The sequence below is a fragment of the Pedobacter superstes genome (assembly GCF_037622515.1).
GTDB lineage: Bacteria > Bacteroidota > Bacteroidia > Sphingobacteriales > Sphingobacteriaceae > Paradesertivirga > Paradesertivirga superstes.
Map to the genome: position 1 here is coordinate 343999 of NZ_JBBJCN010000004.1, position 21369 is coordinate 365367.

23 protein-coding genes are annotated in these 21369 nt (G+C 37.7%); 10 read left to right on the top strand and 13 right to left on the bottom strand.

All coding sequences use genetic code 11. From position 1 onward, the window contains the following. Position 1: 1 nt before the first annotated feature. A complete protein-coding gene (locus WG906_RS13515) occupies positions 2-913 on the top strand; it encodes a WD40 repeat domain-containing protein (RefSeq protein ID WP_339993234.1) in 912 nt (303 codons plus the stop codon). Positions 914-954: 41 nt separating this feature from the next. Here WG906_RS13515 and WG906_RS13520 read toward each other — a convergent pair whose 3' ends face one another. Beyond that, entirely contained in the window at positions 955-1731 is a 777-nt protein-coding gene (locus WG906_RS13520) for a C40 family peptidase (RefSeq protein ID WP_339993236.1), read from the bottom strand. Positions 1732-1851: 120 nt separating this feature from the next. On the opposite strand from WG906_RS13520, the gene WG906_RS13525 reads away from it, so the two are divergent. Then, complete coding sequence (locus WG906_RS13525) at positions 1852-2337, top strand: universal stress protein (RefSeq protein WP_339993237.1); 486 nt, start codon at positions 1852-1854, stop codon at positions 2335-2337. Positions 2338-2457: 120 nt separating this feature from the next. On the opposite strand, the gene WG906_RS13530 is transcribed toward WG906_RS13525, so the two are convergent. Further along, the gene (locus tag WG906_RS13530; RefSeq protein WP_339993238.1) at positions 2458-2811 is read right to left on the bottom strand and encodes a 4Fe-4S binding protein; all 354 of its coding nucleotides are present in this window, start codon (positions 2809-2811) and stop codon (positions 2458-2460) included. A 103-nt stretch (positions 2812-2914) separates the two neighbouring features. Between WG906_RS13530 and WG906_RS13535 the strand changes: the two genes are divergently transcribed. From WG906_RS13535 to dnaJ, 5 genes are all read left to right on the top strand, one after another. Further along, positions 2915-3934, top strand: a complete 1020-nt coding sequence (locus WG906_RS13535; protein ID WP_339993239.1) for an acyl-CoA reductase — start codon at positions 2915-2917, stop codon at positions 3932-3934. A gap of 42 nt (positions 3935-3976) precedes the next feature. After that, positions 3977-4180, top strand: a complete 204-nt coding sequence (locus WG906_RS13540; protein ID WP_339993240.1) for a fructose-6-phosphate aldolase — start codon at positions 3977-3979, stop codon at positions 4178-4180. A gap of 1 nt (position 4181) precedes the next feature. Further along, positions 4182-4865, top strand: a complete 684-nt coding sequence (locus WG906_RS13545; protein WP_339993241.1) for a cell division ATP-binding protein FtsE — start codon at positions 4182-4184, stop codon at positions 4863-4865. A 99-nt stretch (positions 4866-4964) separates the two neighbouring features. Next, positions 4965-5600, top strand: a complete 636-nt coding sequence (locus WG906_RS13550) for a nucleotide exchange factor GrpE (protein ID WP_431844480.1) — start codon at positions 4965-4967, stop codon at positions 5598-5600. A gap of 85 nt (positions 5601-5685) precedes the next feature. Next, positions 5686-6834, top strand: coding sequence for a molecular chaperone DnaJ (dnaJ, locus tag WG906_RS13555; protein WP_339993242.1), 1149 nt, complete (start codon positions 5686-5688; stop codon positions 6832-6834). 104 nt (positions 6835-6938) lie between these two features. Here the strand turns inward: dnaJ and WG906_RS13560 are convergent, their stop codons facing one another. The 3 genes from WG906_RS13560 to WG906_RS13570 form a co-directional block, all read right to left on the bottom strand. Further along, positions 6939-8186 (bottom strand): porin, encoded by a 1248-nt coding sequence (locus WG906_RS13560; protein ID WP_339993244.1) that lies wholly within the window; start codon positions 8184-8186, stop codon positions 6939-6941. A 137-nt stretch (positions 8187-8323) separates the two neighbouring features. Beyond that, a complete protein-coding gene (locus tag WG906_RS13565; RefSeq protein WP_339993245.1) occupies positions 8324-8824 on the bottom strand; it encodes a hypothetical protein in 501 nt (166 codons plus the stop codon). A 59-nt stretch (positions 8825-8883) separates the two neighbouring features. Continuing rightward, entirely contained in the window at positions 8884-10251 is a 1368-nt protein-coding gene (locus WG906_RS13570) for a dicarboxylate/amino acid:cation symporter (protein ID WP_339993246.1), read from the bottom strand. 60 nt (positions 10252-10311) lie between these two features. On the opposite strand from WG906_RS13570, the gene WG906_RS13575 reads away from it, so the two are divergent. Genes WG906_RS13575 through WG906_RS13585 form a run of 3 tightly spaced genes read left to right on the top strand, consistent with a single transcriptional unit; the run spans position 10312 to position 11945 of the window. After that, complete coding sequence (locus WG906_RS13575; protein ID WP_339993247.1) at positions 10312-10833, top strand: hypothetical protein; 522 nt, start codon at positions 10312-10314, stop codon at positions 10831-10833. A gap of 34 nt (positions 10834-10867) precedes the next feature. Next, positions 10868-11362 carry an RNA polymerase sigma factor gene (locus WG906_RS13580; protein ID WP_431844481.1) on the top strand — a complete coding sequence of 165 codons (495 nt, stop codon included), beginning with the start codon at positions 10868-10870 and terminating at the stop codon, positions 11360-11362. Then, positions 11349-11945 carry a hypothetical protein gene (locus tag WG906_RS13585; RefSeq protein ID WP_339993248.1) on the top strand — a complete coding sequence of 199 codons (597 nt, stop codon included), beginning with the start codon at positions 11349-11351 and terminating at the stop codon, positions 11943-11945. Before WG906_RS13580 ends, WG906_RS13585 begins: the two co-directional genes overlap by 14 nt. A gap of 8 nt (positions 11946-11953) precedes the next feature. Here the strand turns inward: WG906_RS13585 and WG906_RS13590 are convergent, their stop codons facing one another. From WG906_RS13590 to WG906_RS13625, 8 genes are all read right to left on the bottom strand, one after another. Beyond that, positions 11954-12577: a hypothetical protein gene (locus tag WG906_RS13590; protein ID WP_339993249.1), complete on the bottom strand. Its 624-nt coding sequence runs from the start codon at positions 12575-12577 to the stop codon at positions 11954-11956. Positions 12578-12825: 248 nt separating this feature from the next. After that, the gene (locus tag WG906_RS13595; RefSeq protein WP_339993251.1) at positions 12826-13419 is read right to left on the bottom strand and encodes a DUF4230 domain-containing protein; all 594 of its coding nucleotides are present in this window, start codon (positions 13417-13419) and stop codon (positions 12826-12828) included. A 25-nt stretch (positions 13420-13444) separates the two neighbouring features. Beyond that, a complete protein-coding gene (locus WG906_RS13600; protein ID WP_339993252.1) occupies positions 13445-13597 on the bottom strand; it encodes a 30S ribosomal protein THX in 153 nt (50 codons plus the stop codon). 26 nt (positions 13598-13623) lie between these two features. Further along, a complete protein-coding gene (trxB, locus tag WG906_RS13605; RefSeq protein WP_339993253.1) occupies positions 13624-14580 on the bottom strand; it encodes a thioredoxin-disulfide reductase in 957 nt (318 codons plus the stop codon). Between the two features lie 77 nt (positions 14581-14657). Then, the gene (locus WG906_RS13610) at positions 14658-15209 is read right to left on the bottom strand and encodes a hypothetical protein (RefSeq protein ID WP_339993255.1); all 552 of its coding nucleotides are present in this window, start codon (positions 15207-15209) and stop codon (positions 14658-14660) included. Positions 15210-15254: 45 nt separating this feature from the next. After that, complete coding sequence (locus WG906_RS13615; RefSeq protein ID WP_339993364.1) at positions 15255-16883, bottom strand: acyl-CoA carboxylase subunit beta; 1629 nt, start codon at positions 16881-16883, stop codon at positions 15255-15257. Between the two features lie 83 nt (positions 16884-16966). Beyond that, positions 16967-18133, bottom strand: coding sequence for a chromate transporter (locus tag WG906_RS13620; protein ID WP_339993257.1), 1167 nt, complete (start codon positions 18131-18133; stop codon positions 16967-16969). Positions 18134-18284: 151 nt separating this feature from the next. Further along, the gene (locus tag WG906_RS13625) at positions 18285-21233 is read right to left on the bottom strand and encodes a TonB-dependent receptor (RefSeq protein WP_339993258.1); all 2949 of its coding nucleotides are present in this window, start codon (positions 21231-21233) and stop codon (positions 18285-18287) included. Positions 21234-21369: the final 136 nt, after the last annotated feature.

A 21369-nucleotide genomic window follows, 5' to 3' on the forward strand; every position in this document is an offset into this window, starting at 1 on the left:
AATGGTTGAGGTTAAGCAAGCAGCCTTATTATCCGGGCACCAAAATCCGGTTTACGCCCTTGAACCTTCCCGGAAACCCGGAATAATATTTACCGGAGGGAATGACAAAGGGGTTGTTGAATGGAGTCTTAATAACATGGCATTTATTAAGGTATTGATGCCTGTTAAAAGTTCTGTTTATTCATTACATGCTCCTGACTGTTCACCTGTTCTAGCTGTGGGTGAAAGAAGTGGACTGATCAGCCTATTCAGCTTTACTGAACAAAAGATAAGCGTTCAGTTAGATTATCATAAATTACCCATTTTTGAACTGGTTTCGGTTAATTCTAAAAAAGAGCTCTTAGCTGCTTCTGAAGACGGAAGTATTTCGGTTGTAGATTTAACAACACATAAACTCTTATATAATTTTAATGTTTCAGAACTTACCGTTCGGTGTATAGCCATAAGCAAGGATGAAAAATTAGCGGCTTTTGGATGCAAAGACAATAGTATCCGGATTTACAACCTGGACGATTATTCAGTAATCACCGAATTAAATCAACATACCTTACCCATTACCTCACTTAGTTTTTCACCAGATGGTAAATATTTATTATCCGGAAGCAGAGACGCAAAATTAATCGTTTGGAATCTGAGCGACTTCTCGATGAAAGAAAATTTCGCAGCCCATATGTTTGCTATTTACGACATTCAATTTCATCCCACAAAACCTTATTTCGCTACTTGCAGCAGGGATAAAAGCATAAAACTTTGGGATGCGGAAACTTTTAAGCTGAAGAAAGTGATTAGTCGTGAGAAAGGAATGGAAGCTCACAGCCACTCCGTTAATAAGATTTGCTGGGAGCGGTCTACGGAATTTTTAGTTTCCGTAAGTGATGATACAAGGGTAATGGTCTGGGATGTGAAATTTTAATACATAAGCCCCCCGAGGAGGCCTTAAATTCATATTTCAACTCATACTCTTTTAATAATCCTCAGTTTATGTGTATGTTTTTTCAGATCCAGGCTATAAATCCCCTGACCGTCAATCGGATCAATTTTCACTCTTCCTGAAGCATGAATAATATGCTGATCATCCAGCATTATCCCTACATGCACTACCTTACCCTCAGCATTATCAAAAAAAGCCAGATCTCCAGCTTTAGCTTCTTGTAAGAAATTTACTACTTCGCCCTGTTCTGCCTGTTGCCATGCATCACGGTAAAGTTTTTTACCACACATTTTAAAAACTATCTGGGTTAAACCCGAGCAATCTATCCCAAAAATTGATTTACCTCCCCATAGATATGGAGCACTAAGGAAAAACTTTGCGTATTCGACAACAGCGCTTTCAAATTTTATATCGGTAGAAAGTATTGAGTCAGATTGCAATCGATATTCTTCTGTACCCAAAAAGAATTTTTTATTTAGCATTTCGGGAAGGCTAGAACCCGCTGCTAAATGGAGTTTTTCTCCCGTAGATAATTTAATGACCTCGTGATTTACATTTAAACCAAGAATTGTGCTGGATTCACCCGATTCAATTAAACATTGTTTTGAGAAAATATATTGTTTGCTGTCAATCCAGCCCTGATAATCATCAAAGCAGTTTTTAATTAAGGTCCATTTTTCAGTGAACTGCAGAATCTCGAAACACTCGCCAAATAGTAACTGTGATAAAATCTCGCTCTTATCAGAGGCATCTGCCCTGATGGGCACAATAGAAAGATTACAAATCCCGTATTTATTCATTTGGATACAAATCAAAGAAAATTGATTAGATTCAGGAAATAAAAAAACTTAGCTTTTACTTTATTGTTTTAATGCATATGAAAGTTATCCATTCAGTATATCAAATCACCCGTCCAAATAATGAAAACCTTTAATCAAATTCAAAAAATTTTAATCGCGGTTGAAGACAGCCAGTATTCTGAGCGTGCAACCAGTTATGGTGTTGATTTAGCTAAAAAACTTGGATCCGAAATTGCATTATTGCATGTGAATGAACTTCCGGTAGCTACTCCTTATGTTGCAGATCCTTTGCTTAACGAACCACCCATTATGATGCCTGAAATGGTTCATGCCCAGGAAGACGCAAGTAAAAAACTTTTGAATAAAATTGCTGATTCCATTGGAGATGATATCACCGTTTTCACGTTTCACAAAATTGGACATCCTAAAGACGAAATTTTGGCAACCGCGGATGAATGGAATGCCGATATCATTATTTTAGGCACACATGGCAGAACTGGATTTGACCACTTTATTTCCGGAAGCGTAGCTGAAAAAGTTGTCAGAAAGGCAAAATGCCCGGTTCTGATTATTCCAAACAAGGATGCTGAGGCAGAAAAAAAATAGAACCGCATTTTTTTATAAAACACGAAACTAATCATCAGATGTATAGTTTACATCTGATGATTAAGCTTTTATAAAAAAAAGAGCGACCGAAGCCGCTCTTTAACAAATTTTTTCTTTCTATTAATCCTCTGCGTGAAGCCAGGCTTTTTTGGCAAGTAATTCTTCTTCAGTCTCGCGTACGTCCACATCATCAATGCAGCAATCCACCGGACAAACAGCAGCACATTGAGGTTCATCATGAAAACCTTTACATTCTGTACATTTATCTGAAACTATATAATAAAATTCCTCTGAAATTGCTGCTTGAGCCTCTTCAGCATTTAATGTTGTACCATCACCAAAATCTATTATTCCGCGTAAAGCTGTCCCTTCGGAAAAACGCCATGCAGCCCCTGCATCATAAATAGCATTATTAGGGCATTCAGGCTCACAAGCTCCGCAGTTAATGCATTCGTCTGTTATTATTATCGCCATGTTCTAAAATTCTATTTCTTAACCGTAATTTTGCAATTGTTAACGCATGCAAAACAATGCAAATATAATACAATCTGTTGATTTTATTTTAAGGACTTCCATTTTGACACAAGAACAACGAAAAGCAGCATTTAAACATTTAGGAAATTATTTGCAAAACCCTGATGAGCATCTTAAAACCCTTATAAGCAATGCACATTACTCAAATGCCTGGTTTACTCCGGAAGAAACAAGAAAAGCTATAAACGGCATTTCTCATATGCTAAACGCGGAGGATTTGGATACATGGATGGACGACGTAAAGAATCAGCAGGGAAATTTTACCCCAAAAAAAATCGGTCTTGTTTTAGCAGGAAATATTCCTATGGTAGGTTTCCATGATATTTTATCTGTGATGGCTTCAGGACATATTGCTTTAATTAAATCATCTTCACAGGATAAGGATTTGATTCCTCATTTGGTTAATAAACTGATCGAATTTGAGCCCGAATTTAAAAATCAGATAAATTTCATTGAGAGACTCGAAGGATTTGATGCTGTAATCGCTACAGGAAGTAATAATACTTCCCGATATTTTGAATATTACTTTGGGAAAGTCCCGCATATTATTCGCAAGAACCGTAATAGCATTGCAGTATTAACCGGAGAGGAAACAAGAGATGAATTACACTTACTAGGACATGACGTTTTTGATTTTTTTGGCATGGGATGCAGAAATATATCAAAGGTTTTTGTTCCAAATGATTATGATTTCACAACGTTTTTCGAATCAGTTGAAACTTATAAAAATATTGTAAATCATAATAAATACTGTAATAATTACGAATACAATAAATCTATTTATCTGATAAACAGGGAAAAGCATTTCGATAATGGTTTCCTGCTTGTAAAAAAAGATGAACGACTGGCCTCTCCCCTGGCGGTTTTATATTATGAAGAGTACGATAAACTTGAATCCGCTGAAGCATTAATTCTGTTACATTCAGAACAAATACAATGCATCGTTTCTAAATCAAAACTAAATGTCAGCAACCAGCAGGTAGGTTTTGGCGAAAGTCAGAAGCCAAAACTTTGGGATTATGCAGATGGAGTAAATACTATTGAATTTTTACTGAGTTTATAAACAACGCAGGCGAAAACCATAGAAAATTCTAACTTTGGCGTTATGTACATCATAAAGGTGAAAGGTGTTGCAAGAATTCCTGATTACGTACAGTTAAGAGACGATAAATTTACTTTATTGGCCTATTTCAGAGTAGACAGGCCAGATAAATCTCTTGAAAAAATTGGGTTGGGAGAAAAAACTGAATACATCATGAACCTTGTTAAGGACCTACCATTTGGTCAGATTTTAAAATTAGAGCTTTAATATGATTGGTAATACAGTAATAAAACTTGAAAATGTTGACGTCTACCAGCAAAAACACCTGGTTCTTTCTAATGTGAACCTAAAGATTGATAAAGGTGAGTTTGTGTTTCTTATCGGCCAAACCGGATCTGGTAAAAGCAGCTTATTAAAAATCATTTATGGCGATCTTCATATTTCATCTGGCGAAGGACATGCGGGAGGATACGATTTAAAAAAACTTACCGAAAGAGATGTTCCTTATTTGAGAAGGAAACTCGGTATTGTTTTTCAGGATTTCCAGTTATTAACCGATCGTACCATAGAAGATAATCTTCGTTTTGTTATGCATGCAACGGGCTGGAAAGATAAAGGTTTAATTTCTGACAGGATTAAAGATGTATTAGAAAAAGTAGGCCTGCGTTCAAAAATCAAAAAAATGCCTCATGAAATATCAGGGGGAGAGCAGCAACGCGTCGTGATTGCACGTGCATTACTCAATGATCCGGAAATAATTCTTGCCGATGAACCGACTGGAAATCTTGACCCCGACACGGCAGAAGAAATTATGCTTCTTCTGAAAGAAATCAGCCGTTCGGGCACGGCAGTTCTAATGGCCACGCATGCATACCAATTGATCCGAACTTTCCCCTCGCGCATTATAAAATGTGAAGATGGGAAGGTCATAGAAGATGTCAAAATCGTTTAAATCTTACTACATACGTCAAATTGTTTTAAGTAGCAATCAAATCACTGACAGCTTGGCTGTTTTATTTAATTGGCAAAAAATTTGTCTAACCCCATTATTATGAAGTTTTCAGATATGTTGAAAAACAAGAAGAAAAACCAGGAACAAGAAGTTATGAACGAAAATAACGAAGCAAAATCAGAAATTGAACAGGAATTAGAACAGGTAAGCGAAATACTAAGTCATCAGGGCGATGGTGGTAATTCTGAAAATATACCTGCAAGCGATGTTGAAGATCAGCAAGCCTCACAGGAAGATAAGCTTAAAACTGATCTGACAGAAGCTAACAATAAATATTTACGCCTGTACGCAGAATTTGATAATTATAAAAGACGTACAAATAAAGAGCGTATAGAGCTGCTTCAAACTGCAGGGAAAGACGTTCTATCGAGTTTACTGCCAGTTGTTGATGACTTTGACAGGGCATTAAAGTCCATGGAGACGGCGTCTGACGTTTCAGCAGTTAAAGAAGGAATCGTCCTGGTTCAAAATAAACTTAAAAGTATTTTAACTCAAAAAGGATTAAAAGAAATGGAATCCGTGGGGACGGTTTTTGATCCAGAACTCCATGAAGCTATTACCAATATCCCTGCTCCTTCCAATGATTTAAAAGGAAAAGTTATTGATGAAGTTGAAAAAGGATATTATTTACATGACAAAGTGATACGGTTTGCAAAAGTAGTTGTAGGCGCATAAAAAAGGATTAAAGGAGAGAAAGAAAGAATGAGAGATTTAATATTCATTCCTTCAGTAATTCATTCCTTCAATCATTATAAAAAAAATGGCTAAAAGAGATTATTACGATATACTGGGTATTACAAAGAGTTCCAGTGCCGATGAGATAAAAAAAGCTTATCGTAAACAGGCTATAAAATATCATCCAGACAAAAATCCGGGAGACAAAGAAGCTGAGGAAATGTTTAAGGAAGCAGCCGAAGCTTATGAAATTTTAAGTAATCCGGAGAAAAAACAGCGGTATGATCAGTTTGGTCATGCAGGAACTCAAGGTGCCGGTAGTTACGGAGGAGGCCATATGAATATGGAAGACATCTTCAGCCAGTTTGGAGATGTATTCGGCGGCGGCAGTCCATTCGAAAGCTTTTTTGGAGGCGGCCAGTCAAGGGGCGGAAAACGCGTTGCACGCGGAAGCAATTTAAGGATTAAAGTTAAATTAACTCTTGAAGAGATTGCAAAAGGAGCTGAAAAGAAAATCAAAGTTAACAAGCAGGTAGTTTGTTCAACTTGTGACGGCAGCGGAGCCAAAGACCGCTCTTCTTTCCACACATGCTCTACTTGCGGTGGTTCAGGGTCAGTACGCAGAGTAACCAACACTATTCTTGGTCAGATGCAAACCACTAGCACCTGTCCTACTTGTAACGGCGAAGGCACACAAATTACTTCCAAGTGTACTGTTTGTCATGGCGATGGAATTGTAAGAGGCGAAGAAACAATTACAATTAATATTCCTGCAGGTGTAAGTGAAGGGATGCAACTCTCTATGGGAGGTAAAGGAAATGCAGCTCCGAGAGGAGGCGTACCCGGAGACCTTATCATATTAATTGAAGAAATTTCTCACGAAACGCTTCAACGCGAAGGAAATAATGTTGTTTATGATTTACATATTAGCTTCGTTGATGCTACTTTAGGCGCTAGTGTTGAAGTTCCTACGATTGATGGTAAAGCTAAAATCAAGATTGAACCAGGTACTCAGGGAGGAAAAATCCTGAGATTGAAGGGTAAAGGAGTTCCTGAAGTAAATTCCTATCACCGTGGCGATCAATTGGTTTATGTAAATATCTGGACCCCAAAAGCTCTTTCGAGAGAAGAACGTGATTTAATGGAAAAATTGCAGGAATCACCCAATTTCCGTCCTCAACCAGGAAAGCATGAAAAAAGCTTTTTTGAAAGGATGAAAGAATATTTTGAGTAATAGAAAAACCTATAAAGTCTTAGAAACTTAAAAGTTTTATAAAATAAAAAAGCCATTCGCTACAAACGAATGGCTTTTTATTTTAACAATTATTCTTTTGGTTGCTAATAATTAAATTGCACCTGTATTCTTAAAAGCCTTCCTTCCTGATCATTCAAAGGCTTTACTGCATCTTCAAATCTTCTTTTAGAAATAGTATACATGGTTACTACCTCAAAATTTTTGACCGGCTGCCATTCTGTGCCAATTTCAAAGTCCCTTACTCTATACGTCCTTGCATCGCGCTCGAATTTTTTACCACCATCATAACGGAAGTAACGAACAAAAGGGAACACTACCTGCTTATTAAATTTTAAAGCATAAGAAGCAAGTACGTAGCCCCCCTGAAGTCGTTTCTGCTCAATAGTGTTTGTAACCGTGTTGTATTCAGGTCCGGTGCCTATATTGTATTCCATCTGCAATCCAAATGGCTGCGGATAAAGAACAAAACTTGCAGCTGCCCTCTGGTCTTTGTACTCCCCTTTTGGATTCGCGCTAACACCACTGGTGATTGAGGTGACCACATATTTTCCGGTATATGCCTGGATTGAAGGCTCAATAATCTGCTTTCCTATTTGCATTGGATAGGTGAAGCGGCTGACAATATGTGGCTGATCATTTGCTTCGTTTTTATTCGCTGTTTGACCATTAAATGCTCCAAATGCAAAAACCCCGTAATCTCCGGATCCCTTTAAACCAGAACTAACCAGGTAAGAAAACCGTTCACGTATCTTTTCAGGTGCCCAGTAAAAAAATACTCCTAAATCCCGCTCGTTGCTTACGGCACTGTTTAAAGCATCATTTCGATCAAGAGGAAGCCGATTCTGGCTTGACTGCATATTCTCAAATCCGTATGGAACTTTACTTTGGCCGAAACGAAGCCTGAATTCATTTTTAGAATCCAACCCTAAATCGAAATAGGCATCCCTTATCTGGCCAAAATGATTGTTAGTACCATCTGGGCTTGAAGCAAAATCTGGTTGAATATAAATATATAAACGATCGGTAATTTGTCCGGAAAGAACCAATCGAAGTCGGCGCAGAAAAAAACCACCATCTCCCCCCCAGGATTTGTCGCACTGCTCACACTGTAAATCCGGATTGGTTTCCAATAAGCGGTTATACCTTAATTGAGCGTATCCTCTTAAATTTATCCTTTGATACCATTCTGTTTTTTTAGCTTCCGGCTTTTCCGCTTTGCCTTTTAGAGTATCGGTATGCGCTTTTCCAGTATCGCTAACTAATTCATAAGAATATGTTTCTGAAGTTATTATCAAAAACAAAGTAATTAAAACTGCTTTAAAAATTTTCATTATAACATTAATATGTCGCGAAAATACATTTAATGTTAATCGAATGATTGCCCGAAATACTGATTTAACCTAATGATTATTTGGGCTTAACATTAACTTAACGTTTCGGGGCAAAACGCTATATTTTGATGAAATTTCTATTTAGGCAACCTGTCTTCAGCATCATTAATAGTATTGCTTATCTCTTCAATCAGTCTGCGCACCGCATCCTTTAGTTTAGGATCACCCTTGTAATCTAAATCAAAAAGCACAGCTTTACTCTTTCTTTTATAAGTCAATTCTATATAATAATGAGGAGTATTTTTTAATGGTTCGCCTTTATTAACGATTTCGGAAGGGAAATTCCAAAAACCTAATTGCGCTGCCCTGCGATGAAGAACTAATAAATCATCTTTTGTTAGTTTTACCTTTTTTTTGATCAATGAATCCTGCTCATTTACATATTGGTAGATAGCTGTTTTAGAATTGTACTGATTAATGAGGCTGTCTCCCAGGCCATATTTAAAAGTCAAGGATTCAAATTCTGAAAATTTATATGGAGCATTCTTCACCATCATTCCATAGTAATAGAAGCAATAGATGAGAAAAGGAATTATGATACTTAATGCTAAGAAGATTTTCTTTGATTTATTCGACATGTGTTATTAATAATAGATTATGAAATGATTGGATGGATTAAAGAAGTATTAACTCACCTCTATTCAATGATTTCTTCTGTTGGATTAAATTCTTTTTCCCATTTCGCGACAACAACGGTTGCAAGGCAATTGCCAATTACATTTACAGATGTGCGGGCCATATCCATTAACTCATCTATTCCAAGAATAATAAAGATGGGCCACGAAGGCATACCAAAAGACGCAGCTGTTCCTAATAAGATCACCAGAGATGCCCTCGGAACACCGGCTACCCCTTTACTTGTTAACATTAACGTAAAGACAATAACAAGTTGCTGTGGAATGGAAAGATTCATGCCTGCTGCCTGAGCTACAAAAATTGATGCAAGTGAAAGATATAAAGTTGTTCCGTCCAAATTAAAGCTATACCCTGTTGGCATCACAAAGGCGACAATTTTTCGGGGCACACCCAGTTTTTCAAGATTCTCCATAGCACGTGGCAATGCTGCTTCAGAACTTGTGGTTGCAAAAGCGATTGAAACAGGGCCTGCAATGGCCTGAAGGAACTTTTTAATTGGCACACCAACAATAAGCCCGATCGGTAATAATACTCCTAGCAGGAACACTGTCAGGGCTACATACAAAGTTGCAAGCAACTGAAACAGGTTAACTAAAATGCCCAACCCCATATGGCCAACCGTATAAGCAATGGCTGCTCCTACTCCTATCGGTGCGAAATACATCACGATATTTGTAAATTTAAACATAACTTCAGAAAGACTTTCTGTTGCTCTGAGCATTGGTAAACGCTTATCTTCCCTTACCATCGCCAATGCAATTCCAAAAAGAATACTGAATACCACTATCTGTAAAATTTGCCCTTCCGAGATAGATTTTGCGATATTCTCAGGAAAAATGTGAAGGATTATATCATTGAAAGATTGAGGAGGCACATTTGGTAAAACTTCCTGTGAGGCGGGAGGCATTTTAATTCCGGCCCCTGCCTGAGAAATATTGATTGCTGCCAGTCCTATAAACAACGCAATTGTAGTAACTACCTCGAAATAAAGAATCGCCTTCCACCCCATACGGCCCACCTGCTTTAAATCTGCATGACCGGCTATACCATAAACCAGGGTAGCAAAAAGCAGAGGAGCCACAATCGTTTTAATCATTTTCAAAAACACCTTGCTAAGTACCTGCAGCTTTATTCCTATTTCAGGATAATCATGACCAATTTCTGCACCGATGACCATTGAGATCAATATCCAGGAAGTAAGTGAATTCTTTTTTATCCCGAACAATATCAAAGCCGCAATAACCAGCCATCTCGAAAAAGATAATGCAACAGGTGAAACAGGAAGGATGCTAAACGAGTTAAAAAAAGTAAGAAGTGCAGCAATAAAAACTGTAATTATAGCAGCATATCCTGCTTGTTTTAACTTCATAGAGAATTTTAATGAATTGAACAAATGTAAATAATTAGATTTACCCACCAAATCAGATTAATGAGAGTAGAAAAATTAAGTGACATAAAAAAGGAATTGAGGTCGCTTAATACCGAGGCTTTAACAGAAATTTGTTTGAGGCTGGCCAAATATAAAAAAGACAATAAAGAATTATTGAGCTATTTGCTTTATGATGCAGATAACCCACTTAATTATGCCGAAGAAGTTAAATCTACACTGCTGATTAATTTTCAAAATTTAAACAAGTCGTCTTATACAAGCACTAAAGAAGTTCGGAAAATAGTTCGATTACTGGCCAAGCACGCAAAATATACAGGCTCAAAGGAGGTTGAAACAGAGTTATTGCTATGGTTCGGAACCTGTTTTTTAGAATACGCCGACACCCGTTCTTCCCATAAACCTCTCCAAACAATTTTTAGCCGCCAGATAGAAAAAATAAGACGCATACTTCCTAAACTCCATGAAGATCTTCAATTTGATTACGGCGCTGCCTATAATCAATTAATTGAAGAGGCAGATAATAAAGTGCGGTTTTTCAATAAAAACGATTTTCGACTGTAACAGATACTTTAAAACCTCATCTAAAATCTGGATAATGGATAAAGAAGCTCTTTTTAAAGAAATCTTTAAGTCAAACTCAAAGAAAATTTATCATTTGTGCTATGGTTACACCGGCGATGATGATGCCGCAAACGACTTAATGCAGGAAACTTTTATGAAAGTTTGGCAAAACCTGGAAAAGTTCCGTAATCAGGCTATGATTTCTACATGGATTTATCGCATAGCTGTAAATACCTGCCTGTCCTGGTTGAGAGTAGAAAAACGTCAGGCTAAAGACGAACTTACAGACGCCATTATTGAAACAAAAGGTGAAGAATTATCCGAAAAAAATGAACAGGTAGCTTTATTATATAAATGTATTTCTCAATTAGAAGAAACTGAAAGAATTATTATTTCGATGGTTTTGGACGAAATTTCATATTCTGAAATTGCTCTGATTTCTGGTGTTTCGGAAGGAAATTTACGGGTTAAAATACATCGGATTAAAAACAAACTGACTGAAATATATAACCGTTATGAAAGATTTTGATGCACTGAAAGATATATGGCACGGTCAGATTATTGTTCCCAGGCTTAGCTATGAGGATATTCTTAAGGGTATAAGAAAATCAAAAAACAGCTTTTCAAATAAGTTATTGTTCGAAATTATTGGAATCCTTGCTGCTATTGTTCTGTTTTCCTTAATCTGGGTCAGTATTCAATCAATAATGTGGACCACACATCTATCTCTTTTAATTTTCCTTTTGTGTTGTCTCTATTACCTGTTCGTACAAATAAAGGACTATAGAAGTATCTCTAATTCTGAACACTTGCTAAAACACCCGGAAGAATATATAACTTATTTAAAGCAATATGGTCTTAAACGTTATAGATTTAATACTCTTAAATATACTTTTTACAGCGTTTTTATAGGAATAGCTTTTGGCCTGTATTTTATTGAAATATATTTCAGCTCTCCCTTCTGGCAAACCCTTATTGGTGTGATGGCAACTGTTGTATGGTTTGTTATTTGTTGGTTTCTAATGAGAACTTACATCCGTAAAGAACAGGAAAAGTTGAATGAAATGGTTGAAAATTTAGAAAGACTGGAGAAGCAGTTTACAAAAAAGTGAAGCAAAAATCAGGGTTTCTTTTTTCCTTCTTCTTTTATTTCATGTATATCAAACGTATTTCCCCTTAATGTATACTCCAGCACCTTTTTATCAACAGGCTTAGTTCCCGCAGTATCTTTCTCATCATATAGCGGAAACTCTCTAAAAAGGTTCCCATTCTTTGTATAAACAGAGTCTTTACCCCTGTATTTCTTCTTTGTAGCCGAGGTTAATTCAGGGAATTTGAGCTCCTGAGAGGAACCGCTTTCGGAAAATTCATGCACATACAATTTAAAATAGGAATCTTTATCCTGGCCTTTTGCCTGAATAAATATTTCCGGATTTCCATCTGAATCCAGATCCATATTCCACACGTCAGTAATGTCACCTTCAAGCTCTTCGGAAATAGTGCTATATTTCGCATTAGAAGAATCGGAACGAAGAATAATATATTGACCAATATGCTCTGCACCCCGCCCCCAGCTCAACACATCAAAGGTTAATCCAGGTGTTACCTCAATTGATTTTTGATAGCGGAAAGGTTGAGGCAAAACCACCTTCGTAATAGATGATTCCGCTTTTTTGGGTTCCTCCGAACTGCATGAACTTAGCACTGATAAGGTAACTGAAGCGAAAACAATAATTTTTTTCATTATTAGTGAATAATCGGTTAAACAATATTTATCCGGTATTCAATTTTATAACTAACAACGATACCGGATTTTCATATTATGCGTTCCTTTTCTTACGGATAGCATCACTTTATCCAAATGTAATGTTTTCTGTCATTTTTCAAACACCCTTTCATTTACTTCGGCGAAGCATGGTCAAAAACATTTTAAACAGATAAAATCTTTATCGATATTGTGCTGATACCTATTTTCCGTTAGGCCAAACTCAACTATTTAAACTGAATGCCAACCCTTTTACCTGAAATATTCTCCAAAATTGGTTTAAATATGATTGTAGCATTCTCTTTTGTCTTGCCCAGAACATCCATCTCTTTTGCATTCTGAAGTATCTTCTGCTCTGCAAGCTTGTAAATATCCTCAATCATTTTCTGCCTGTCGTTAGGCGACCACACTCCGGATAATTCATAAACTTTAGATCGTTGGTGATCGAGTTTAGAATAACAGATTTCAGGATTAGGAAGAAAAACTGTAACTGAATCCCGCGTAGATACAATATCATCTTTCGCAACTTTTGTAAGGTCAATACATCCCACTACTTCTCCAACAGCAACAAAAAGAATTCTCTTATCCGGAAAAAGAGTTCTCGTTACTTTCTTCTCAATAACGTCTTTCATGGAATATTTTATTAATTCAAGTTTCCCCATATTGGTGATTTTTTCAATCATTACATCTTCAGTGATCTCCGTTCGGGTCACAAAAAACTGATTTCTTATGTAGAAAAACATAAATATCATAAACAGTATTGTCGCGATGGAAATACTGAGAATGATTGCTGTGCGAAGCTTAAGAATTTTGCTTATCATATTCTATAAACGAAAAAAGTGCCGTTTAGGCACTTTCAGTTTTTTGTTTCTGAATCGTTTCGGTTTTCTTGGCTACCTTATGAGGACGGCGCTTTCCGAATGATCCGTTGGTAATTTTACCTTTTTTGCTTTTGATATCTCCTTTTCCCATAACAATGATTGTTTGAAAGGTGAACATCAAATCAAATTAAATGTTTGAGTATTTTACTCAGCCATAGCATGTTCTTTAGCCGCAAGGTAACGTTCGGCCTCTAAAGCAGCCATACAGCCTGTACCCGCAGCAGTAACTGCCTGACGATATATTTTATCCTGGGCATCGCCACAGGCAAAAACCCCTTCAATGTTAGTTTGTGTAGTTCCTGATTTAGTAATTAAATAACCGGTATCATCCATTTCCAGCCACTCTTTAAAAATATCAGTATTTGGCTTATGACCAATAGCAACAAAAAATCCTGTAATATCAATCAGACTTTCTTCACTCGTTTGATTATTAAATACTTTTATACCGGTTACAGTTTGTCCGTTGCCAATAATCTCCTTGGTTTCAGTATTGTAATGGACTTCGATATTTGGAGTATTTAATACCCTGTGTACCATTGTTTTTGATGCCCTGAATTCATCACGACGAACAAGTAAATGCACTTTCTTACATAATTTAGCAAGGTAAGTTGCCTCTTCAGCTGCGGTATCACCAGCTCCGACAATTGCAACATCCTGTCCCTTAAAAAAGAACCCATCGCATACTGCACAGGCTGAAACACCGAAACCATTATATTTTTGCTCACTTTCCAGTCCAAGCCATTTCGCTGATGCACCGGTAGCTATAATTACAGTATCTGCTGTAATGGTTTTATGTTCATCAACTATAACTTTGTGAACAGGCCCTGTAAAATCAACAGAGGTAATGTATCCAAAACGAATATCTGTTCCAAAACGCTCGGCTTGCCTGCGAAAATCTTCCATCATTTCAGGTCCTAAAATCCCTTCTGGATAACCCGGAAAATTCTCGACATCTGTAGTTTGAGTGAGCTGACCTCCGGGAACAATTCCGGTATATAAAACAGGTTTCAAATCGGCACGTGCGGCATAGACTGCTGCGGTATATCCGGCCGGACCTGAACCAATAATAAGACAATGAACGTGTTCTGTTACTTCTGACATTTGATTTAAATTCAAGGAGACAAATCTAATGCTTTGAACGTTTACAGACAACAGACATTTATCAGTATAAATTCAATTTAACGTGAGGCGGATCTATCAAGACCATTCACATCTAAGCCGAATAGTGTAGACCTGTTGAGATTGGCCTGAACCTGCCAATAATTACTGCCTCCATTAAGCACATAAACAGCCCCTTTAAGCCAATTGGGAACTTCTTTAGATAAGGACATATAATTTGCTTTCAATAAACAACTTATAAATACCACTTTTTCTCCTGAAGGAGTATAATATCCAAAATATTGCCGGGCGAACTGCTTTAGATTATCATGAATAACAGGCCCACAGTCGCCACCCTGATTTTTCTGAACAGCATTCACGGTTTTGATTTCTTTTAGAAGAAGCTGTTCTGCAGCCTCAATTTCTACAATTGTGGGAGTGAATCTTTTGTCGCCCGATTCATTGGACTGAAAAGGAAAAACAAAGTCTTTCGAAAAAACGACCCCTTCAAAATCATTGCCCTTAACATACGTTAAGGAAGAGTTTCTTTTTTCTGAGAATGAAATTTTTTGGGCCTGAACCTGAAAAAATGAAATGCATAAAATCAAAATCGTCCAACCCATCAATCTCATACGCAAAGAACGAATTTTGATTACAAAAAGTACAAACCACCTAAATTAAGTCTGAATAATCCCTACGTTAAAGCGTTTAGTTATTGGAGATTGATTAGCGGCCTCAATTCCCATAGAAATCACATTTCTTGTTTCGAGGGGATCTATTATCCCATCAACCCACAATCTGGCCGCAGCATAGTAGGGCGTGGTTTGCTCATTATATCTATCCGTTATTTCCTTTAATAATTGAGCTTCCTTTTCGGGAGTTATAGTTTCTCCTTTAGCTTTTAAAAATGATTCCTGAATTTGCAAAAGAGTTTTTGCTGCCTGAGAACCTCCCATGACAGCTATTTTAGCTGAGGGCCAGGCAAAAATCAAACGTGGATCATACGCTTTACCGCACATGGCGTAATTTCCGGCGCCATACGAGTTCCCGATTATAATGGTAAATTTCGGAACTACCGAATTAGCAACTGCATTTACCATTTTAGCGCCATCTTTAATAATTCCACCTTGCTCAGAACGACTGCCAACCATAAATCCAGTAACATCCTGCAAGAAAACCAGGGGAATCTTTTTTTGATTGCAGTTCATTATAAAACGGCTCGCCTTGTCAGCAGAATCAGAATAAATTACTCCCCCAAACTGCATCTCCCCCTTTTTAGATTTTATAACCTTTCGTTGATTCGCGACAATTCCAACAGCCCACCCATCAATTCTGCCTAATCCACAGATTATACTTTGGCCATATAGCTGTTTATATTCTTCAAAATCAGAATTATCTACAAGGCGATGAATAATTTCCAGCATATCGTAGGGTTTTTCACGATTCTCAGGAAGTAAACCATAAATATCAAGAGGTTCTTTAGCGGGACCTGAAGCTTGAATTCTATCAAAACCAGCGTTCAAAGGAGAGCCAAGTTTATTCATAATATTTTTTATGGAATCGAGACAGGCTTTATCATGAGGATGTTTATAATCGGTAACACCTGATATTTCGCAATGAGTAGATGCACCTCCAAGTGTTTCATTATCTACATCTTCACCGATTGCCGATTTAACAAGATAGCTTCCGGCTAAGAAAACAGAACCTGTGCCATCTACTATCATCGCTTCATCGCTCATTACAGGTAAATAGGCGCCTCCGGCTACGCAGGAACCCATAATAGCTGATATCTGAACAATTCCTTCGCTGCTCATTACTGCGTTATTTCTGAATATTCTTCCAAAGTGCTCTTTATCAGGAAAAATTTCATCCTGTAAAGGCAAGAATACACCAGCCGAGTCGACCAAATAAATAATCGGCAGACGATTTTCGATAGCTATTTCCTGAGCACGAAGATTTTTTTTAGCAGAAATAGGAAACCATGCCCCTGCTTTAACAGTAGCATCGTTAGCCACTATAACACATTGCCTGCCGGATACATAGCCAATTCCAGTAATTACACCTCCTGAAGGACATCCGCCGTATTCTTTATACATCCCCTCAGCAACAAGTGCACCGATCTCCAGCCATGGACGATCTTCATCAATAAGATATGAGATCCTCTCCCGGGCTAAAAGCTTACCCTTGTCTTTCTGTTTAGCAGCGGCTTTTTCCCCTCCGCCAGCATATATGGTTTTAAGTCGATCCTTAAGGTCAAAAAGGTCCCGTTTATTAATATCCTCGTTTCTGTTAAATCCAATATCCATAAAGGAAAGTTTGATATTATAAAGTAACATAAATATCCTTTAACGAGGTAAAGGATATTTAATCAAAAGAGAATTAACAAATTCTAAAAACCTTTAATTATCATACCTGCAATTGCAGCGATCAGAATAATATATGGTTCCTGAAGTTTCTTAATATACATCAAAGAAAGCACTGATATTATTGCAATAAGAGCAGTAGGAATATCTATTATAGCGCGCATACCTATAACTATCACAGAGCCTACCAGAGCACCAATTACTACAGCGGTAATTCCGTCTACAAATGCTCTGATACTTTCATTCTTAGCTATCTTTCTAAAGGAAGGTGCCATAGCTACAGTAAAGATATAACAGGGCAAAAATGTGGCGGCAGCTGCAACAAGTGCACCTGGAAAACCAGCCACCAGGTAGCCGATGAATCCCACTGTTATTACCACAGGTCCGGGTGTTATCATAGCAACTGCAACGGCATCCAAAAACTGATGTTCAGTTAGCCATCCAAATTCTTCCACAACCCCTGCATGAAGGAATGGAACGATAGCAAGACCACTACCGAATACAAAGGCCCCGGCTTTGGCAAAGAACAGAGCGATATCTTTCAATGTCTGGCCATCATATTGCCAAAAACCTAAGCCTGCCAGTATGATGGATGAAGCTGTTCGGGGACGTTTTATCCATTCTGGTGTTGCTTTAACTAACATATAAATTAGCCCGGCACCGATAAATAAAAATATCTCTTCTCTTTCGGTAATTACTGTAACTATAATTCCGACAATATAAAAGACCCATAAGAGCCATTTTGACCTGATAGCACGTACCTCCAGGGCGCTAATCGATTTTATGGTAAGCTTATAGGCGCTCATTGCAATAATCCCTATTACAGAAGCTCCGACTCCGTAAAAGATAGCCTGCATCCAGGGAATCCCACTGTAAAGTTTGTAGGCCATCCCTAATAAGACTACCATTATAAAAGACGGAATTACAAATGCGAGGCCTGCGAGTGTGGCTCCTATTAAACCATAATGGACAAATCCTATATATATGCCCAGTTGAGCGGCAAGCGGACCAGGGGCTAGCTGAGCAAGTGCGAGCCCTTCCTTATACTCCTCTTCGGTCAACCATTTCTTATTTTCCACCAGGTCACGGTGCATATATCCTACCAGAGCAACCGGCCCCCCAAAACCCCAGGTGCCAAGTTTAAGGAAATAAAGCATTAGTTCGGAAAGTGTATATCGTCTGGTATGTTCCATTATCTTAATTAAAAACTAAGCAAATTAATTCGCTTAACCCTTTTTAGTTTAGTTCCTTTTATATCCCTCTGGATTGCGCATTTAAAAAGGAGGCCTTCCCAAGCCTCCTTCAAACAAACTAACCGAAACTATTTTTCATAAGCAGACAAAATTATTTTTGCAACAGACCTTCAATAGTTAATGCAACATAGTAAATTCCTCCAATTGAAGGCCCTCCGGCATATTGTAAAAACCGTTTATTAAAAATATTGGTACCACCGACCTTAACGCTAGCTTTTTGTTTCGGTATTTTATAGGTTACTTGTGCATCTACTGTATTAATTGCAGAAATTGTACCTGTAACCAGCGGGCTTTCCCATAAAAATTCTTTTTGCCATTTATATACGGCACTAAATCCTACATTTTTAACCACTTCTCTATTGCCTAAAGAAACATTAGTGGACCATTCGGGAGTGTTAAAGCCTGTAACGAAAATATCATTAGTTTCATTAGCCTTAATTTTGTTAAAACTAACATTACCCGAAATAGTGTATTTATGATAGAAGTTATATGTTGCACCTAATGCAGATCCAAAATTATTGTAATTATTCTTTGCATTGGTATATACACGATAACGATCCTGGCCTTTACTCGCCGAATTGGAACCACTTGCAGTAGTTGCATCGCGGTTTCTGTCAATCATAGCAATAACAGCGGCATCAGAACCGATGGTTTCTCCTTTTGGAACAAAAACCTGAACTTGTCCAAGAAAGCCATCATATTGATTAGTGTATGCATCTATATCAAGTACTAACTTATTATTGAATAATATGCTTTTGTACCCAATTTCAAAGGATGTTATTTTCTCGGGGCGTGCCTTTGGTAAATTCGCAATCTGCAGTAAATCCCTGTTGGCCAATCCCGCTGCATCTGTATTTCCTGCCGCTCTAACTGCTGCATTAAAGTTAGTTACCGATGACTGAGTATAGCTATTGTCTAAATAACCCAGGCCTTCATTGATATAAGATAAACTTCCGACGCGTTTTACTCTTCCGTTATTCACATAAGATAGTGCCTCAAACAATGCAGGAAAACGGAATCCCTGTTGAAAAGTAAAACGGAAGTTATTATTTGGAACCGGGGTATAAACTGCGGCTAAGCGGGGAGTAAATTTAGGATCAAATTCAGGGTTATAGTCGAAACGTAATGACCCAAATAATTTTAGTTTATCCTGGAAAAAGGTTTTGGTTACCTGAGAAAAACCTCCCAGTTTTTTGTAGTAAACGTTATCTCCGAAACTTCCGTCAGATAAAGGAGAATTTCTTTCTGATATAGAGCGTGAAAAATCAACAAAGTTATTTCCATCTGGAATTACTTCGTAAATACGTCCGTCTGCTCCCAAAAGCAAATCAAACACTTTTACTTTTGAAGATAGATCCCACTGGGCTTCGGCATGATACATACGGCTTTTCTGAACTAAGGCCGCGCCACCTGAAGCAGGTGCGTCAGGGATCAGACTAGATTTAATATCCCAGTTATTGATTCCGGTTATAGTGTTTTTTAATTCGTTGAATGCGGCCGTACCTGGAACTACCCTACTTGCATCCGCATCCTGCCTGGCTATTTTGGTTGCTGTTGCCAGATCAATACCTTCGTTTAGGTGAGACTGAAGAGAGCTCTTAAATTTAGCTCCCCAAACACTTCCGCTTCCACCGCTTGCAATGTCAAGATTATCTGCAAGAGGCTTTACATTATAAGAATCGCCGGTATTTTCAGTTGATATATATCCCCGAACCAGGTAATTGCTCCCTTTAAGTTCTAATTTATGATTTTGCACAATTACATTATCCAGCTTAATTTTATTCCCCCTTTGAAAAACCCCGTCCATTTTGCCTACACGGTAAGAATAGGATAGTTCATTATGATCATTCAGGCGATAATGAAGAGCAGCATCGAACTTTAGATTATCTACTTTCGGATCAACCAGATCGACCTCGTAATATCCTGTGCGGGCTACGGTTAATGTTTGGGGGCCAGTTTTACCAGGAATAGTTAATCCTGTTATAGACACGGTATTGCTACCGGCAAGTGCATCATCACCATATTTATTCCATCCATCAAACACGACATTATTATCACCGTTTAATTCTGTAAAAGCAGGGTTAGCACTTTTTAAATTATTTGGATTTTGATCCAAACGAGTGTTTGATCTCCAGTCTGTACCCTGCATGTAACTTGCATTAATTTTAAATGCCAATTTATTGTTAAACGCTTTCGCATACCGAATTGCAGATTCTGTCAATACACTTGCTTTATTATCTGTACCGTCAGTATGGTTTAATCCTGTTCTTTGATATAAACTCAATCCCTGATAGTTAAATGGACTTTTAGTAAGCAGGTTAGACATACCATTAATTGCGTTCATCCCATATAGAGCAGAAGCAGCTCCGGGAGTAATCTCGACGCTGGCGATATCCAGTTCAGTTGGTCCGATTGCATTTCCAAGAGGAACGCCAAGAGTTGCAGCTTGCATATCAACACCATCAACCAGTTGCATAAACCGGAAATTATTCGGAATATTAAAACCACGTGTATTGGGCACCTTAAAAGTTAAGCTGGAGGTAGTCATCTGTACACCTTTTACGTTTTCAAGCGCATCGTAAAATGTAGGCGCTGGGCTCTCTCTGATTGCCCTGATATCTAGTTTTTCTATAGCTACGGGCGATCTTAAAATGCTTTCTGCGACACGAGATGCTGTAACAACTACTTCTTTCGCTAACACGGTTTGGGTTACCAGAGCGATATTCAATTTAGATTGCGGGCTTGTTACATTAAACTCCTGAGGTTCAAAACCTACACTGGTAAATACCAGAGTAAACGGATAGGTTGCCTTGGTTTGGAGTTTAAACTCTCCCTTATTATTTGTAGACGCACCTGCAAGGCTTCCTTTAACCTGTACGTTTACCTGCGATAAAGGCTCTTTAGTATTTTGCTGCACAATAGTGCCCGATACGATAATGAAATTATTCCCCTGAGAAAAAGAGGATGAATATTGTAATAATATTAAAAGCGGTAAACTGCTTTTAAAAAATGACTTAAGTGATTTTGTAAAAATTTCCATTTTAATTGTTTTGAGGTGTGAATTCTTTGTTTTGGTTTATGATTTGTGCCAGCAACAACAATTCGTTTTAGGAGAAGAAAAAGTAAAGTCTATCATATTAATATAGTCTATAGAATTAGTAGGCTAAATAACGGGA

Bases quoted from the DNA above. Each gene is read 5' to 3' on its own strand.
- WG906_RS13515 (WP_339993234.1), top strand. From the start codon at position 2: ATGGTTGAGGTTAAGCAAGCAGCCTTATTATCCGGGCACCAAAATCCG.
- WG906_RS13520 (WP_339993236.1), bottom strand. From the start codon at position 1,731: ATGAATAAATACGGGATTTGTAATCTTTCTATTGTGCCCATCAGGGCA.
- WG906_RS13525 (WP_339993237.1), top strand. From the start codon at position 1,852: ATGAAAACCTTTAATCAAATTCAAAAAATTTTAATCGCGGTTGAAGAC.
- WG906_RS13530 (WP_339993238.1), bottom strand. From the start codon at position 2,811: ATGGCGATAATAATAACAGACGAATGCATTAACTGCGGAGCTTGTGAG.
- WG906_RS13540 (WP_339993240.1), top strand. From the start codon at position 3,977: ATGTACATCATAAAGGTGAAAGGTGTTGCAAGAATTCCTGATTACGTA.
- WG906_RS13545 (WP_339993241.1), top strand. From the start codon at position 4,182: ATGATTGGTAATACAGTAATAAAACTTGAAAATGTTGACGTCTACCAG.
- WG906_RS13550 (WP_431844480.1), top strand. From the start codon at position 4,965: ATGAAGTTTTCAGATATGTTGAAAAACAAGAAGAAAAACCAGGAACAA.
- dnaJ (WP_339993242.1), top strand. From the start codon at position 5,686: ATGGCTAAAAGAGATTATTACGATATACTGGGTATTACAAAGAGTTCC.
- WG906_RS13560 (WP_339993244.1), bottom strand. From the start codon at position 8,186: ATGAAAATTTTTAAAGCAGTTTTAATTACTTTGTTTTTGATAATAACT.
- WG906_RS13565 (WP_339993245.1), bottom strand. From the start codon at position 8,824: ATGTCGAATAAATCAAAGAAAATCTTCTTAGCATTAAGTATCATAATT.
- WG906_RS13570 (WP_339993246.1), bottom strand. From the start codon at position 10,251: ATGAAGTTAAAACAAGCAGGATATGCTGCTATAATTACAGTTTTTATT.
- WG906_RS13575 (WP_339993247.1), top strand. From the start codon at position 10,312: ATGAGAGTAGAAAAATTAAGTGACATAAAAAAGGAATTGAGGTCGCTT.
- WG906_RS13580 (WP_431844481.1), top strand. From the start codon at position 10,868: ATGGATAAAGAAGCTCTTTTTAAAGAAATCTTTAAGTCAAACTCAAAG.
- WG906_RS13585 (WP_339993248.1), top strand. From the start codon at position 11,349: ATGAAAGATTTTGATGCACTGAAAGATATATGGCACGGTCAGATTATT.
- WG906_RS13590 (WP_339993249.1), bottom strand. From the start codon at position 12,577: ATGAAAAAAATTATTGTTTTCGCTTCAGTTACCTTATCAGTGCTAAGT.
- WG906_RS13595 (WP_339993251.1), bottom strand. From the start codon at position 13,419: ATGATAAGCAAAATTCTTAAGCTTCGCACAGCAATCATTCTCAGTATT.
- WG906_RS13600 (WP_339993252.1), bottom strand. From the start codon at position 13,597: ATGTTCACCTTTCAAACAATCATTGTTATGGGAAAAGGAGATATCAAA.
- trxB (WP_339993253.1), bottom strand. From the start codon at position 14,580: ATGTCAGAAGTAACAGAACACGTTCATTGTCTTATTATTGGTTCAGGT.
- WG906_RS13610 (WP_339993255.1), bottom strand. From the start codon at position 15,209: ATGAGATTGATGGGTTGGACGATTTTGATTTTATGCATTTCATTTTTT.
- WG906_RS13615 (WP_339993364.1), bottom strand. From the start codon at position 16,883: ATGGATATTGGATTTAACAGAAACGAGGATATTAATAAACGGGACCTT.
- WG906_RS13620 (WP_339993257.1), bottom strand. From the start codon at position 18,133: ATGGAACATACCAGACGATATACACTTTCCGAACTAATGCTTTATTTC.
- WG906_RS13625 (WP_339993258.1), bottom strand. From the start codon at position 21,233: ATGGAAATTTTTACAAAATCACTTAAGTCATTTTTTAAAAGCAGTTTA.